The 16,362-nt window shown below is 64.0% G+C and carries 9 protein-coding genes and 2 tRNA genes; 5 read left to right on the forward strand and 6 right to left on the reverse strand.

Annotated features, from left to right (window positions below):
- Positions 1-277 precede the first annotated feature (277 nt).
- On the forward strand, positions 278-2,233 hold the full coding sequence (locus tag ABWP92_RS11540) for a PhoX family protein (protein WP_353235528.1): 1,956 nt from the start codon (positions 278-280) through the stop codon (positions 2,231-2,233).
- 72 nt (positions 2,234-2,305) lie between these two features.
- Here the strand turns inward: ABWP92_RS11540 and ABWP92_RS11545 are convergent, their stop codons facing one another.
- Positions 2,306-4,759, reverse strand: a complete 2,454-nt coding sequence (locus ABWP92_RS11545) for a UvrD-helicase domain-containing protein (RefSeq protein WP_353235529.1) — start codon at positions 4,757-4,759, stop codon at positions 2,306-2,308.
- Positions 4,760-5,010: 251 nt separating this feature from the next.
- Between ABWP92_RS11545 and ABWP92_RS11550 the strand changes: the two genes are divergently transcribed.
- The 4 genes from ABWP92_RS11550 (at position 5,011) to ABWP92_RS11565 (ending at position 7,453) form a co-directional block, all read left to right on the forward strand.
- A complete protein-coding gene (locus ABWP92_RS11550) occupies positions 5,011-5,988 on the forward strand; it encodes a GMP reductase (protein ID WP_353235530.1) in 978 nt (325 codons plus the stop codon).
- A gap of 113 nt (positions 5,989-6,101) precedes the next feature.
- Positions 6,102-6,177: transfer RNA gene (locus tag ABWP92_RS11555), tRNA-Lys, on the forward strand.
- Positions 6,178-6,345: 168 nt separating this feature from the next.
- Positions 6,346-6,421, forward strand: a tRNA-Lys gene (locus ABWP92_RS11560).
- A gap of 285 nt (positions 6,422-6,706) precedes the next feature.
- A complete protein-coding gene (locus tag ABWP92_RS11565; protein ID WP_353235531.1) occupies positions 6,707-7,453 on the forward strand; it encodes an SDR family NAD(P)-dependent oxidoreductase in 747 nt (248 codons plus the stop codon).
- Between the two features lie 97 nt (positions 7,454-7,550).
- Here ABWP92_RS11565 and ABWP92_RS11570 read toward each other — a convergent pair whose 3' ends face one another.
- The 5 genes from ABWP92_RS11570 to ABWP92_RS11590 form a co-directional block, all read right to left on the reverse strand.
- Complete coding sequence (locus ABWP92_RS11570; protein WP_353235532.1) at positions 7,551-9,029, reverse strand: glutamate synthase subunit beta; 1,479 nt, start codon at positions 9,027-9,029, stop codon at positions 7,551-7,553.
- 62 nt (positions 9,030-9,091) lie between these two features.
- A complete protein-coding gene (locus ABWP92_RS11575) occupies positions 9,092-13,828 on the reverse strand; it encodes a glutamate synthase-related protein (RefSeq protein WP_353235533.1) in 4,737 nt (1,578 codons plus the stop codon).
- A 181-nt stretch (positions 13,829-14,009) separates the two neighbouring features.
- Complete coding sequence (locus tag ABWP92_RS11580; RefSeq protein ID WP_353235534.1) at positions 14,010-14,708, reverse strand: transposase; 699 nt, start codon at positions 14,706-14,708, stop codon at positions 14,010-14,012.
- A gap of 11 nt (positions 14,709-14,719) precedes the next feature.
- Entirely contained in the window at positions 14,720-15,649 is a 930-nt protein-coding gene (locus ABWP92_RS11585) for a class I SAM-dependent methyltransferase (protein ID WP_353235535.1), read from the reverse strand.
- Positions 15,646-16,275 (reverse strand): DUF1415 domain-containing protein, encoded by a 630-nt coding sequence (locus ABWP92_RS11590; RefSeq protein WP_353235536.1) that lies wholly within the window; start codon positions 16,273-16,275, stop codon positions 15,646-15,648. Before ABWP92_RS11590 ends, ABWP92_RS11585 begins: the two co-directional genes overlap by 4 nt.
- Positions 16,276-16,362 lie beyond the last annotated feature (87 nt).

Raw genomic sequence — 16,362 nt, forward strand, 5'->3', positions numbered from 1 at the left:
GCAATAGCATGGCTATTGCTGCGGTATTGCGCCTTGCATCCCATCCCGCAAAGCCGCTGTCGCGGCGCGAGGAGATCGTGAACACGTTCTGACGCGCCAAACCCGACACGAAAACGTCACGCTTTCGTCAATCCACTGTCATCACCGCTTTCTAGGATGCATGCAAGAGAGCGAGGGATGGCATGCGTCCAGGCGGACATCCCCTGCTTCTCGTTTCGCATTGCCGCCGCCCCTTGCCGGGCAGCGCAAGAGTTTCATCCCCACAACGAACAGCACGATGTCCAACACCCCACTGCCCACCCGTCGCAAAACCCTGCAAATGCTCGCCGGCATCCCCCTGCTTCCGCTGGGCGCGAGCGCTTGCGCAACAACTCTCCTGTCCGCGTGCGGCGGCGGCGGCGGCGGCGGCAGCGCCGCCTTCAAGTCGGTCAGCTTCACCGGCATGGCCGCCCCCACGCTGCAGGCGCCCGCCGCCATGGCGACCACCAGCGTCGGATCGGTCATGAACGTCGTCTTCGATGACGACTCCACCGAGTCCTACAACCTGGCCTACCAGCCGTTCTTCATCACCGGCGACATGGTCAGCGACGGCAAAGGCGGCAAGATTCTCGCTGGCGGCTACGTGGACATCAACAACCAGCCCATCGTGGATGCCACCGTCGCCGGCAGCGAGCGGCAGTATTTCTCGGACTCCCCGGATGGCACCTCGCTGCTGACCGTGGCCGACGCCAAGGTGGACGGCGTGAAAGGCAAGCCCGTTTTCGCTGTCGTGCAGTTCGAATACACCACCTGGGCGCAGGACGGCAAGACCGACATGTACGGCAAGCTGCCCTCGCCCATTGCCGTGCTGACGCTGGACCAGGATCAGACCACCGGCAAGCTCAGCCTGGTCAAGTACCACAACGTGGACACCTCCAAGGTGCACGGCCTGTGGATCACCTGCGGCGCCAGCCTGTCGCCCTGGGGCACTCATCTGTCCTCGGAAGAGTACGAGCCCGATGCCTTCAGCATCGCCAGCAACACCATGTTCCAGGCCTATAGCCAGAACCTCTACGGCGACTCCAGCAAGGCCAACCCCTACCACTACGGCCACATGCCCGAAGTGATCGTCAATGTCGACGGCACGGCCACCATCAAGAAGCACTTCTGCATGGGCCGCATCTCGCACGAGCTGGTGCAGGTCATGCCCGACCAGCGCACCGCGCTCATGGGTGACGACGCCACCAACAGCGGCTACTTCGTCTTCGTCGCCGACAAGGAAAAAGACCTGTCCTCAGGCACGCTGTACGCCGCCAAGGTCGGCGCGGGCTTCTCCATCGACCCCGCCGCCAAGAGCGCCGCGCCGCTGACCTGGATCAAGCTGGGCTCGGCCACCAGCGCCGAAATCGAAAACCTGGCCAACACGCTCAAGCCCACGGACATCATGACCGTGTCCAAGACCGACCCCAGCGACTCCAGCTACACCAAGATCGTGGCCAACGGCAAGACCGAGTGGATCAAGATCAACCCCGGCATGGACAAGGCCGCCGCCTTCCTCGAAACCCACCGCTACGCCGCCTACAAGGGCGCCAGCATGGGCTTCACCAAGATGGAAGGCACCACCGTCAACGCCAAGGACAAGGTCGCCTACTCCGCGCTGCAGAACTGCCAGTCGTCGATGGTGGACGGCAACGCCGCCAACGTTCCAGGCAATGGCATCTCCATTCCCAAGGCGCTCAACGCGGGCGTGGTGATGGCGCTGAACCTGCGCGGCGGCCAGAAGGACACATCCGGCGCGGCCATCGACAGCGAATGGATGCCGGTGGACACCCGGGCGCTGCTCGCTGGCGAGGACATCACGGCCGACACGCTGGGCAATACCGGCAACCCCAACAAGATCGCCAACCCCGACAACCTCAAGTTCTCGGAAAAGATGCGCACCCTGTTCATCGGCGAAGACTCCAGCCAGCACGTCAACAACTTCCTGTGGGCCTACAACATCGACACCAGGACGCTCTCGCGCATCATGTCGATCCCCGCGGGCGGAGAATCCACGGGCCTGCACGCCGTGGATGAAATCAACGGCTGGACCTACGTGATGAGCAACTTCCAGCACGCCGGCGACTGGGGCGGCATCCACAACGTGGTCAAGGAAACACTGGATCCGCTGATCAGGGCCAACTACAGGAACAAGGCCGGCGCGGCGGTCGGCTACCTGACGGGCACGCCCGCCCAACCGTCGATGAAGAGCTGATCGCGCCGGGCATTGCGCCTGGGCGGCAGCGAAGGAGGGAAAGCGGGCCAGACCCGCTTTTCCTCTTTGCGACTACTCGACGATCGTCAGCTTGGCGACGGCCAGCGCCAGCCATTTGGTGCCGTGGCGCGGGAAGTTGACCTGCGCGCGCGCGTCGTCACCCGCGCCCTCCAGGGCCAGCACCTTGCCCTCGCCGAACTTGTTGTGAAACACCGGGGTGCCGACCTGCAGGCCGTGCGATGGCGCCGCCTTTTGACGAGGAACGGCCGGGCTCGCAAACACTTCGGAGCGCAGGCCGGATCCGCCGCCATATCGCCCCCCATGGTTGCCGCCGCCATCGGGCCTGTAGGTGCCAAAGGCCGACTGCCGCGGCGTGATCCACTTGAGCGCGGGCTCGGGCAGCTCGTCGAAAAACCGGCTCTTGATGTGATAGCGCGTCTGACCATGCAGCATGCGCGTCTGCGAGTGGCTCAAATACAGGCGCTTGCGCGCGCGGGTGATCGCCACGTACATGAGGCGCCGCTCTTCCTCGAGCCCGTCCCGGTCGCTCATCGCGTTCTCATGCGGGAACAGGCCCTCCTCCAGACCGCCGATGAACACGCAGTCGAACTCCAGCCCCTTGCTCGCATGCACCGTCATGAGCTGCACCGCGTCCTGCCCGGCCTGCGCCTGGTTGTCGCCCGCCTCCAGCGCAGCATGCGTGAGGAAGGCAGCCAGCGGCGACAAGGTCTCGCCGGTATCCGCATCCACCATGGCGCTCTTGGGCATGTTCTTCAAAGGCTCGTCCAGCAAGGGCCGATCGGGGTCCAGCCCCTGGCTGGCTGGGCTTTGCGTCAGCGGCTGGCCGTGCTCATCGAGCGGCAGCGCGACGGCGTCCCGGCCAAAGCCCTCCTGCGTGACGAAACTCTCGGCGGCGTTGATCAGCTCGTCCAGGTTCTCGATGCGATCCGCGCCTTCCTTGTCGTTGCGATAGTGCTCGACGAGGCCGCTGGTCTCCAGCACCTGCCCGATGATTCCACGCAGATTCTGTCCGTGCGTCTGCTCACGCAGCACGTCGAGCATCGCCACGAAAGCGCCCAGATTGGCTCCGGCCTTGCCGGGCACCGCGCTCACCGCGTCATGCAGCGAACAACCCGCGCCGCGCGCCGCATCCTGCAGCACCTCGATGCTGCGCGCGCCGATGCCGCGCGGCGGGAAATTCACCACGCGCGAGAAACTCGTGTCGTCGTTGGGATTCTCCAGCAGGCGCAGATAGGCGAGCGCGTGCTTGATTTCCGCGCGCTCGAAAAACCGCAGCCCCCCATACACGCGGTAGGGAACGCCGGCGTTGAACAAGGCGGACTCGATCACGCGGCTCTGCGCATTGCTGCGATAGAGGATGGCGATCTCGCGGCGCTCGAAGCCGTCGTTCTTCACCAGTTGCCGGATCTCCTCGACCATCCACTGCGCTTCATCGAGATCGCTGGGCGCCTCGTATACGCGCACCGGCTCGCCCGGCCCTTGATCGGTGCGCAGATTCTTGCCAAGGCGCCGGCTGTTGTGCGAGATGAGCTCGTTCGCGGAATCAAGGATGTTGCTGTAGGAGCGGTAGTTCTGCTCCAGCTTGATCTGCCTTTGCACATCGAACTCGCGCACGAAGTCGGCCATGTTGCCCACGCGCGCGCCGCGAAACGCGTAGATGCTCTGGTCGTCATCCCCGACGGCCAGCACGCTGCCGCGCGTATGCAGACGGCCATCCACCACGTCGCCCGCCATCTGCTTGAGCCATGCATACTGCAGGCGGTTGGTGTCCTGGAACTCATCGACGAGGATGTGCTGGAAACGCCGCTGATAGTGTTCGCGCACGGGATCATTGTCCCGCAGCAGTTCATAGGAGCGCAGCATCAGCTCGCCAAAATCGACGACGCCTTCGCGCTGGCACTGCTCTTCGTAGAGCTGGTAGATCTCCACCTTCCTGCGGCTGTCCGCATCATGCGTAGGCACATCGCCGGGGCGCATGCCTTCTTCCTTGCAGTTGGCGATGTAGTACGCGAGCTGCTTGGGCGGAAAGCGCTCCTCGTCCACATTGAATTGCTTGCACAGCCGCTTGATCGCCGAGAGCTGATCCTGCGCGTCGAGGATCTGGAAGGTCTGCGGCAGGCCCGCCAGCCTGTGATGCGCGCGCAGCAGGCGGTTGCACAGCCCGTGAAACGTGCCGATCCACATGCCGCGCACATTCACGGGCAGCATGGCCGAGAGCCGCGTGAGCATCTCCTTTGCCGCCTTGTTCGTGAAGGTCACCGCCAGGATGCTGCCAGGCGTGGCATGGCCGTTCTGCAACAGCCACGCGATACGCGTGGTGAGCACGCGCGTCTTGCCCGACCCCGCCCCCGCAAGAATCAGCGCGTGGCCGGCGGGCAGGGTGACGGCGGCAAGCTGCTCGTCATTCAACCCCTGCAGCAGCGGCGACGGCGCGTGCCCGGCTGCCGCCGGCGGGTCACTGAAAAGGCCTTCGGGGCGGGCGGGAAACATATCTTTTGGAAGCATGCCCCCATTGTAGAAAGCCCCACGGCCGCCGCGCTTTTGGCGGGCCATGCATCCGCCCTGCCGCCGGCCAATATCCATACGGATGCGTGCGCCATTCCATGCCTGTCGAAATCTCATTAGAATTAATCACCGGGCCCAAGATTTCTTGGCCCGGTTTTTTGTGCCCGCGCGAAAGCCGCATGCGCCACGGATACCGGTTGCCAGACCAAGCGCCCTTCTTGTTTTCATATCGATAGGAGCTTGGTAAGACCATGGAAATTTTTGACTACGACAACGTCCTGCTGCTGCCCCGCAAGTGCCGCGTGGAAAGCCGCTCGGAATGCGATGCCAGCGTCGAGCTCGGCGGCCGCACCTTCCGCCTGCCGGCCGTCCCGGCGAACATGAAGACCGTGGTGGACGAGAAAATCTGCACCTGGCTTGCGCAGAACGGCTATTTCTACGTCATGCACCGCTTTGACCTGGACAACGTCCAGTTCGTGAAGGAAATGCAGGCCAAGGGTTGCTTCGCCTCGATCTCGCTGGGCGTGAAGAAGCCCGACTACGACACCGTCGACCGCTTCGTTGCCGAAGGCATGTGCCCCGAATACGTGACCATCGACATCGCGCACGGCCATGCCGACAGCGTGAAGAACATGATCGCCTACCTGAAGTCCAAGCTGCCCAAGGCATTCGTGATCGCCGGCAACGTGGGCACGCCCGAGGCCGTGATCGACCTGGAGAACTGGGGCGCGGACGCCACCAAGGTCGGCATCGGCCCCGGCAAGGTCTGCATCACCAAGCTCAAGACCGGCTTCGGCACGGGCGGCTGGCAGCTCTCCGCGCTCAAGTGGTGCGCGCGCGTTGCAACCAAGCCCATCATCGCCGACGGCGGCATCCGCAGCCACGGAGACATCGCCAAGAGCATCCGCTTCGGCGCGAGCATGGTGATGATCGGCTCGCTGTTCGCGGGCCACGAAGAATCGCCCGGCAACACCGTCGAGGAAAACGGCCAGGTGTTCAAGGAGTACTACGGCTCCGCCTCGGACTTCAACAAGGGCGAATACAAGCACGTCGAAGGCAAGCGCATCCTCGAGCCGGTCAAGGGCAAGCTGGCCGATACGTTGACCGAGATGGAGCAGGACGTCCAGTCCTCCATCAGCTACGCCGGCGGCAAGAAGCTCATGGACATCCGCAAGGTGAACTACGTGATCCTGGGCGGCGACAACGCGGGCGAGCATCTGTTGATGTAGGCCCCAGTCCGCGCATCACCCCTGGCTGCCAGGAAAAAACTCCCGGGTTTTCCCGGCGGCGCAAAAAAATGGTGCATAATAGCTGCTTCAGTTCAATACGCTGAAACGTTTTCGGGCTCTTAGCTCAGTTGGTAGAGCAGCGGACTCTTAATCCGTTGGTCGAGTGTTCGAGTCACTCAGGGCCCACCAAATCATGAAACCCGCTACAGCGTCACTGCCCCGGCGGGTTTTTCAATGACTGCGCGGATTGTCAATCGCCCGGTCGCCATCAGCCAGAAAAACCGCAGCGGGCATTTCATCCGGAAATTTCGTTGTATAATCTGAGTCTTCGCTCAAGACCTTGAGTGAAAACGCTAAGGGCTCTTAGCTCAGTTGGTAGAGCAGCGGACTCTTAATCCGTTGGTCGAGTGTTCGAGTCACTCAGGGCCCACCAGACACGGCAACGCGCCGCAATCCTTCGGGGTTGCGGCGCGTTTTGCCTTGTGCGCAGAGCCCGGCGCGACGCAATGGCCCGGGATGGGTTTTCCGCCGTGCTCCACGAACTCAGGCGCTCCACTCCAGCCTGGGACTGCAAAACCCTCCGCGTTCCTGCGCTTTGGCAATCGGCACTGATCCATGCGTCATAAACTGGTCTCACCCTTGGCGCCCGCGGCGCGGGTTTCGGCGCTGATGCTCAGGGGGTCGCACAAATTTCCGAACCAATGCAAAGGAGTTGTCCATGGACCGATTCAAGAACAAGGTCGTCATTGTCACAGGCGGAGCGAGCGGCATCGGTCTGGCGAGCGTCCATGCGTTTGCCAACGAGGGAGCAAAGGTCGTCGTCGCGGACCATTCGGCCCACGGCCAGGCGGTGGCCGATGAGTTGAAGCAGGCGGGCAAGCCCGCACTGTTCTGCCAGCTGGATGTGAGGAACACCGGCGAGGTCCAGCAGATGATCCGCCAGACGGTCGAGGCCTTCGGCCGGCTGGACGTCATGTTCGCCAACGCCGGCGTGGGAAACGACGCGCCCATCGGGCAGCTCACGGAAGAGTCCTGGCAGCGCCTCATCGACATCAATCTCACCGGCGTGTATCTCTGCGACAAATACGCCATCGAGCAAATGCTGCGGCAAGGCGGCGGTGGCGTGATCGTCAACTGCGGCTCCATCCACAGCCACGTGGGCAAATCAGGCGTGACCGGTTATGCGGCGGCCAAGGGCGGCGTCAAGCTCCTGACCCAGACCCTGGGCATCGACTATGGCGCCAAGGGCATCCGCGTCAACGCGGTCTGCCCGGGCTACATCGACACGCCATTGCTCAAGGACATTCCAGAGGCCGGCAAGGCCGAGCTGATCAAGCTGCATCCCATGGGACGCCTTGGGCGCGCGCAGGAAGTGGCGGAGTGCGTGCTGTTCCTGGCCAGCGATCAATCGTCTTTCGTCAACGGCAGTTCGCTCATGGTGGATGGCGGCTACACCGCGCAATAGAGCCGTCGCACAGCGCGGCTGTGCGCGCCCCCAAGTAAAAACGCCCGCGCCGTTCAAGGCCGCGGGCGTTTTGGCTTGAGCGTCCGGGATCCGTGGCTCAGCGTGGCAATTCGCTCGCGCCCATGAGGAACTCGTCCACGGCACGCGCGGCCTGGCGGCCTTCGCGGATCGCCCACACCACGAGCGACTGGCCGCGGCGCATGTCGCCCGCGGCAAACACCTTGTCCACGCTGGTGGCGTAGCCGCCCAGGAAGTCGGTGCTGGCGCGGGCGTTGCCGCGCGCATCCTTTTCCACGCCGAAGGCGTCGAGCACGGCGGCGACCGGACTCACGAAACCCATTGCCAGCAACACCAGGTCGGCCTGGAGCGTCTGCTCGGTGCCAGGCACTTCGGTGATCTTGCCGTCCTTCATTTCGATGCGCACGGTCTTGAGCGCGGTGACCTTGCCCTTCTCGCCGATGAATTCCTTGGTGGCGATGGCGAACTCGCGATCGCAACCTTCTTCATGGCTGGAGGAGGTGCGCAGCTTGTAGGGCCAGTAGGGCCACACGAGCGGCTTGTTCTCGTGCTCGGGCGGCATGGGCATGAGCTCGAACTGCGTGACGCTGGCCGCGCCGTGGCGGTTGGAGGTGCCCACGCAGTCGGAGCCAGTATCGCCGCCGCCGATCACGATGACGTGCTTGCCGTCGGCGCGGATCTGGCCCTTGAGCTTGTCACCCGCGTTCACCTTGTTCTGCTGCGGCAGGAACTCCATTGCGAAATGGATGCCGTCGAGCTCGCGCCCCGGCACGGGCAGGTCGCGCGACTGCTCGGCGCCGCCGGTGAGCAGCACCGCGTCGAATTCCTTGTGCAGCGCTTCGGGCGTGACGGTTTCCTTGGCCCAGTTCGTGACCTTGGAGCCTTTGCCCAGCCCATCCTTGGCGCTGCCGATGAACACGCCGGTGCGGATCGTCACGCCCTCGGCCTCGAGCTGTCCGGCACGGCGGTCGATGTGCGACTTCTCCATCTTGAAGTCAGGGATGCCATAGCGCAGCAGGCCGCCGATGCGGTCGTTCTTCTCGAACAGCGTCACGTCGTGGCCAGCGCGCGCCAGTTGCTGCGCCGCCGCCATGCCGGCGGGTCCCGCGCCCACCACGGCGACCTTCTTGCCGGTCCTGTGCCTGGCTGGCTGCGGCTGAACCCAGCCTTCTTCCCACGCACGGTCGATGATCGCATGCTCGATCGACTTGATGCCGATGGGCGCGCTGTTGATATTCAGCGTGCAGGCCGCCTCGCAGGGCGCGGGGCAGATGCGGCCGGTGAATTCCGGGAAGTTGTTGGTGCTGTGCAGCACCGTGATCGCGCTCTTCCAGTCCTGGTGATAAACGAGATCGTTGAAATCCGGAATGATGTTGTTGACCGGGCAGCCGTTGTTGCAGAACGGCGTGCCGCAGTCCATGCAGCGCGCGCCCTGGATGCGGGCCTGCTCGTCGTTCAGGCCGATGACGAATTCCTTGTAGTTCTTCAGGCGCTTCGCTACGGGCTCGTAGCCCTCTTCGATGCGCTCATATTCCATGAAGCCGGTGGTCTTTCCCATGATCGTGGTGTCCTTGAATTTATGAATTGGTGCTGATGCGGAAACTGCTGCGCTCCCCACGATCACTTCGCGGGAACGGCAACCTCCTTCTTGGCCTTGGCCGCCACGGCGGGCGTCTCGGGCTCCTCCAGCACCTTGCGTTCATAAATTTCCGACAGCGCGCGCTTGTATTCGGTCGGGAACACCTTCACGAACTTGCTGCGCGATGCGGCCCAGTTGTCCAGCAACTCGCGGGCGCGGCGGCTGCCGGTCCAGCGGGCATGGTCCTCCAGCAGCTTCTTGAGCTGCGCCTCGTCGGTCTGGTCGCGGTGCCATACGCCACGGCCCACCGTCGCGGCCTGCTCCTCCGCCGGGAGGATGCGCTCGAGCGTCACCATCGACATGTTGCAGCGCGAATCGAAACGGCCATCCTCGTCATAGACATACGCCACGCCGCCGCTCATGCCCGCCGCGAAGTTGCGGCCGGTCTTGCCCAACACGACGACGGTGCCGCCGGTCATGTATTCACAGCCATGGTCGCCCACGCCTTCGACCACCGCCGTCGCGCCCGACAGGCGCACCGCGAAGCGCTCGCCGGCCACGCCCGCGAAGAAAGCCTCGCCGCGTGTCGCGCCGAACATCACCGTATTGCCGACGATGGTGTTGGCCGTCGATGAGCCCCGGAACTCGTGGCTCGGGCGCACGACGATGCGGCCGCCCGACAGGCCCTTGCCGGTGTAGTCATTGGCCTCGCCGGACACGTTCAGCGTGATGCCCTTGCAGAGGAACGCGCCGAACGACTGGCCGCCCGTGCCTTCGAAATGGATGCGGATGGTGTCATCCGGCAGCCCTTCGGGGTGCACCTTGGTGACCGCGCCCGAGAGCATCGCCCCGACGGAACGGTTCACGTTGCGCGCCACTTCCATGATGCGCACATTCTCGCCATTCTGGATGGCGGGCTGGCAGCGCTCGATGAGCTTCACGTCAAGCGCTGACTCCAGCTTGTGATCCTGCTTCTCGACGTGGTAGCGGGGCACGTCCTGCGGCACCGGAGCCAGCGCGAACAGGCGCGAGAAATCCAGGCCCTGGGCTTTCCAGTGCTCCACGCCCTTGCGGGTGTCGAGCAGGTCGGCGCGGCCGATGAGCTCGTCGAACGTGCGGATGCCCAATTGCGCCATGATCTGGCGGACTTCCTCGGCGATGAAGAAGAAGTAGTTCACCACGTGCTCGGGCCGGCCCGAGAACTTCTTGCGCAGTTGCGGGTCCTGCGTCGCAACGCCGACGGGGCAGGTGTTGAGGTGGCACTTGCGCATCATGATGCAGCCCTCGACCACCAGCGGCGCGGTGGCGAAGCCGAACTCGTCAGCGCCCAGCAGCGCGCCGATCACCACGTCGCGGCCGGTCTTCATCTGGCCGTCTGCCTGCACGCGGATGCGGCCGCGCAGGCGGTTGAGCACCAGCGTCTGCTGCGTCTCGGCCAGGCCGATTTCCCACGGCGAGCCCGCATGCTTGATGGACGACCAGGGCGAAGCGCCCGTGCCGCCATCGTGGCCCGCGATCACCACGTGGTCGCTCTTGCACTTGGCAACGCCCGCGGCAATCGTGCCCACGCCCACTTCGGACACCAGCTTCACCGAGATGTCGGCATGCGGCGCCACGTTCTTCAGGTCGTGGATCAGTTGCGCCAGATCCTCGATCGAGTAGATGTCGTGGTGCGGCGGCGGCGAAATCAGGCCCACGCCCGGCACCGAGTAGCGCTGCATGCCGATGTATTCGGACACCTTGCCGCCCGGCAACTGGCCGCCCTCGCCAGGCTTCGCGCCTTGCGCCATCTTGATCTGGATCTGATCGGACGACACCAGATACTCCGCCGTCACGCCAAAGCGGCCCGAGGCCACCTGCTTGATCCTGGAGCGCAGCGAGTCGCCATCGAGCAGCTCGATGTCGGACTCGACCTGCGCCTTGCCGATGACCGAGCCCAGGGTCTCGCCCTTCTTGATCGGAATGCCCTTGAGCTCGTTGCGATAGCGCTTGGGATCCTCGCCGCCCTCGCCCGTGTTGCTCTTGCCGCCGATGCGGTTCATCGCGACGGCCAGCGTGGCATGCGCCTCGGTGGAGATCGATCCCAGCGACATCGCGCCGGTGGCAAAGCGCTTGACGATCTCGGCCGCGGGTTCGACTTCCTCGACGGCGATCGCCTTCGCGGGGTCGAACTTGAACTCGAAGAGGCCGCGCAGCGTCATGTGGCGCTTGCTCTGGTCGTTGATGATCTGCGCGTATTCCTTGTATGTGCTCCAGTTGTTGGCGCGCGTGGAATGCTGCAGCTTGGCGATCGCGTCGGGCGACCACATATGTTCCTCGCCGCGCGCGCGCCATGCATATTCGCCGCCGGCATCGAGCATGGTCTGCAGGACCGGGTCATCGCTGAAGGCCGCCACGTGATTGCGGATGGCCTCCTCAGCCACCTCGAACACGCCAATGCCCTCGACGCGGCTGGCCGTGCCGGTGAAGTATTTGTTCACCGTCTCGCTGTTCAGGCCCACCACCTCGAACAGCTGCGCTCCGCAGTAGCTCATGTAAGTGCTCACACCCATCTTGGACATGATCTTGGAGAGTCCCTTGCCGACCGCCTTCACATAGTTGTAGATGGCCTTCTCGGCCGACATGTCGCCGGACATGTCCTTGTGCATCTCGGCCAGCGTTTCAAGCGCGAGATAGGGGTGCACGGCTTCCGCGCCATAACCCGCGAGCACGCCGAAGTGGTGCACCTCGCGCGCCGAGCCGGTTTCCACCACCAGCCCCGCCGTCGTGCGCAGGCCCTCGTTCACCAGATGCTGGTGGATGGCCGAGAGCGCGAGCAGCGCCGGAATCGCCACCTGCGTGGCCGAGATGTTGCGGTCGCTGATGATCAGGATGTTCGCACCGCCCTTGATCTCGTCGACCGCCTGCGCGCACAGCGACGCCAGCTTGGCCTCGACACCTTCCTTGCCCCAGTTCAGCGGATAGGTGATGTCGATGGTTGCGCTCTTGAACTTGCCGTGTGTGTACTTCTCGATCTCGCGCAGCTTGGCCATGCCCTTGAAGTCCAGGATCGGCTGATGCAGCTCCAGGCGCATCGGCGGGTTGACCTGGTTGATGTCCAGCAGGTTGGGCTTCGGTCCCACGAACGACACCAGCGACATCACGATGGCTTCGCGGATCGGGTCGATCGGCGGGTTGGTCACCTGCGCGAACATCTGGCGGAAGTAGTTGTACAGCGGCTTGTTCTTGCTGGACAGCACGGCCAGCGGACTGTCGTTGCCCATGGAGCCGATGCCCTCCTCGCCATTCCTGGCCATGGGCGCGAGCAGGAACTTGATGTCCTCCTGCGTGAAGCCGAACGCCTGCTGGCGCTCGAGCAGCGGCAGCGCGGAGACAGGCAGTTGCACGTCGGCGGGCGCGCTCACGTCGTCCAGCTTGATGCGCAGGTTCTCGATCCACTGCTTGTAGGGCTTGGTGTTGACGATGTTGGCCTTGAGCTCATCGTCCTCGATCAGGCGGCCCTGCTCCAGGTCGATCAGCAGCATCTTGCCGGGCTGCAGGCGCCACTTGCGCACGATCTTGCTGTCGGGCACGGGCAGCACGCCGGCTTCGGAAGCCAGGATCACCATATCGTCATCGGTGATGCAGTAGCGCGAGGGACGCAGGCCGTTGCGGTCCAGCGTGGCGCCGATCTGGCGGCCATCGGTGAACACGATGGAGGCCGGGCCGTCCCAGGGCTCGATCATGGCGGCGTGGTATTCATAGAAGGCGCGGCGGCGCTCGTCCATGGACTCGTGCTGCTCCCAGGGCTCGGGAATCATCATCATCACGGCCTGGCTGATGGGGTAGCCGGCCATGGTCAGCAGTTCCAGGCAGTTGTCGAAGGTGGCGGTGTCGGACTGGCCGGCAAAGCTGATGGGATAGAGCTTCTGCAGGTCTTCGCCCAGCACGGGAGAGGCCATCACGCCTTCGCGCGCCAGCATCCAGTTGTAGTTGCCGCGCACGGTGTTGATTTCACCGTTGTGGGCCACATAGCGGTAGGGGTGGGCCAGCGGCCACTCGGGGAAGGTGTTGGTCGAGAAGCGCTGGTGCACCAGGCCGATGGCCGAGACGCAGCGCTCGTCGGCCAGGTCGTTGTAGTACACGCCCACCTGGTCGGCCAGCAGCAGGCCCTTGTAGACCACGGTGCGGCTGCTCATGCTCGGCACGTAATATTCCTTGCTGTGCTTGAGCTTGAGGTTCTGGATGGCGGCAGAGGCCGTCTTGCGGATCACGTACAGCTTGCGCTCGAGCGCATCCTGCACGATGACGTCGGCGCCGCGGCCGATGAAGACCTGGCGCAGGATGGGCTCCTTCTCCTGCACGGTGGGAGACATCGGCATGTCGCGGTTCACCGGCACGTCGCGCCAGCCCAGCAGCACCTGGCCCTCGGCCTTGATGGCGCGCTCCATCTCCTGCTGGCAAGCCAGGCGCGAGGCGTGTTCCTTGGGCAGGAAGATCATGCCCACGCCGTATTCGCCGGGCGGAGGCAGCTCCACGCCCTGCCGGGCCATCTCTTCGCGGTAGAGCTGGTCGGGAATCTGGATGAGGATGCCGGCACCGTCGCCCATGAGCTTGTCCGCGCCCACGGCACCGCGATGGTCGAGGTTTTCGAGAATCTTGAGCGCACCCGTCACGATGTCGTGGCGTTTCTGGCCCTTGATGTGGGCGACGAAGCCCAGGCCGCACGCGTCGTGCTCGTTGGACTTCGAATACAAACCGTGCTCTTGCAGGTGCTGGATTTCTGCTGCCGTGGTCATGGCGCTATTCCTCAATTTTTCGCAGGGAATGCAAGATTAGTGCAATGCAACAGCTAGACCAAGTACTTTAATTGGGGTCAGAACACAAAATAATCATTCACTTTTTTGGTGCATTTTTATTAGGGACACATCAAATACAAGAGCAAAAGCCCCATTTGATGCGCAGGATCCCCACGGAAATTCAGACTTGCTTGCGAGCCACCGGAGGCCGCCCGGCACGGGTTTTTGCAACCCGGCGGGGCGTGGATTGTTGTAAAGAGGCCAGAAAATCCGCATCGCCCAGCGCCCATCCGTTGAGCACGCTATGGGTGATCGCCATCTGTTCGGCGTAGCCGATGCCCTCGCGCACCAGCGACGCATAGGCCTCGTCGCGCGCGAACGGCGTATTGCCCAGGGCCCAGTACAGCGGATGCGGCGTGATCAGCCGGTCCGTGCGAAGCCCGATGTAGTGCCCGTGGCTCGACCAGCGGAAATCCGCGGGATCGTCGCACAGGCCCTCGCGCACGGGATTCAGGTCCAGATAGACCATGCACGGCAGCAGGTGGCGCTCGGCCTGGATGACGGTGCTGCGGTAGCGCCCTTCCCACAGGGTGCCCGAGCGGCCATGGCGCTGGTTGAAGTAGCGCACATAGCGCCGCCCCACCGCCTGCATCAGCAGCGCCAGGCCGCGCTCCGCCTGGGGCGTGGCGAGCAGGTGGAAGTGGTTGTCCATGAGCACGTAGGCATGCACCGCCACCTGATGCTGGCGCGCGTATTCGCACAGCAGATTCCACATCGTTTCGCGGTCCGCCGCATCCAGGAAGATGGGCTGGCGATTGTTCCCCCGCTGAATCGCGTGATGCGGGAAACCAGGCAGCGTCAGGCGGGGAAGGCGCGCCATGGATACCTGGCTCAGGCCGCCTGCCGGTCCAGGCCGAAGCGCGCGGCCAGGGCGTCCTCCAGCCCGAACTCCTTGAGGATCGCCGTCAGCCGCTCCTGCGCGCTGCGCTTTTTCTGGCCGGTGTAGCGCGCGAGAATCAGCTCGTTTTTCATGCTGTGCTCCCAGCCGACCAATTCCGTGACCGTGACCTGATAGCCGCTGGCCTCCAGATACAGGCAGCGCAGCACATTGGTGATCTGGCTGCCCATCTCGCGCGTGTGGATCGGATGGCGCCACAGCTCGGCCAGCGGAGTACGCGACAGTTGCAGCGCCTTGCCTTGCCGCAGGCAGGCGGCGACTTCCGCCTGGCAACACGGCACCAGCACCATGGCGCGCGCCTTTTTCTCCAGGCCGAAGGCGATGGCGTCGTCCGTCGCCGTATCGCATGCGTGCAGCGCAGTGACCATGTCGATGGTATCGGGAAGCTCCTGCGACTGCGCCGATGCCGCCACCGAGAGATTGAAGAACTTCATGCGCTCGAACCCGAGCCGCCCGGCCAGCTCCCGCGAACGCTCCACCAGTTCCGCGCGCCACTCGATGCCATAGATCTCTCCGCGCCCCAGGGTCTTGAAGAACAGGTCATAAAGGATGAAGCCAAGATACGACTTGCCGGCGCCATGGTCGGCGAGCGTGGGCGCATGCCCTCCAGCCGCCAGCTCCGCCAGTACCGGCTCGATGAACTGATAGAGGTGATACACCTGCTTGAGCTTGCGGCGCGAATCCTGGTTGAGCAATCCGTCGCGCGTGAGGATGTGCAGCTCCTTGAGCAGCTCGATCGATTGCCCCAGCCGCAGCTCGGCGAGCACCGCCGCCTTGGCCGCATCCGCCCTGGAAGCATGCCGTTGCGCGTGTTGCTGCGCCTCGCCTGGCCGGCGCTGGCCGGGATTTGCCGGCGGCTTCATTTCACCACCTTGCCGTGACCGTGCGGGCAGGCGTGCGCGCCCACGTCGAGCTCGCTCCAGCCTTTGCTGCCCAGTTGCTCCAGCACCTCGATGTTGCGCTCGAAAATCTCCTCCGCTTCAGGGAATGCCTCCACCGCGCGGTCAATGCTGTCTTCGCGCAGCAGATGCAGCGTGGGATAAGGCGCGCGGTTGGTGCAGTTGCTCACGTCGTCCACATCCGTTCCCTCGAACTGAAAGCGCGGATGGAACGACGCCACCTGCAGAATGCCGCCAAGGTCCAGCGCATCGACCAGATCGTCCGCGAGTTCGAGAAAATCGTTGAAATCAAGGAAATCCTCCAGGCAGTCCGGCGCCATCAGCAGCGTGGTGTCGCGCTTTTCCGGCGAGATTTCCGCGAGGGCTTCCAGTTCACGATGCAAATCGTCCGCCAGCGCGCGCGCATCCGTGGCATGGCTGACGACGTAGTGGATCTGGCCCTTGGAATGCACGCCCTTTGCGAACGGGCACAGGTTCAGGCCGATGACGGCCTTCTCGAGCCAGCCAACGGTGTCGGCCACCACCTGCTCGTCGCGCGCGTCAAGCGCGGGATCGGTGCCGGATATCGCGGTGTCATTCTGTTCGGACATGTATGCATTTCATCGAAACTGGGGCCGATATTTTAGAACGTGTTCACGATCTCCTCGCGCCGCGACAGCGGCTTTGCGCGATGGGAT

The sequence above is a fragment of the Diaphorobacter ruginosibacter genome, assembly GCF_040396215.1.
Lineage (GTDB): Bacteria > Pseudomonadota > Gammaproteobacteria > Burkholderiales > Burkholderiaceae_C > Diaphorobacter_A > Diaphorobacter_A ruginosibacter_A.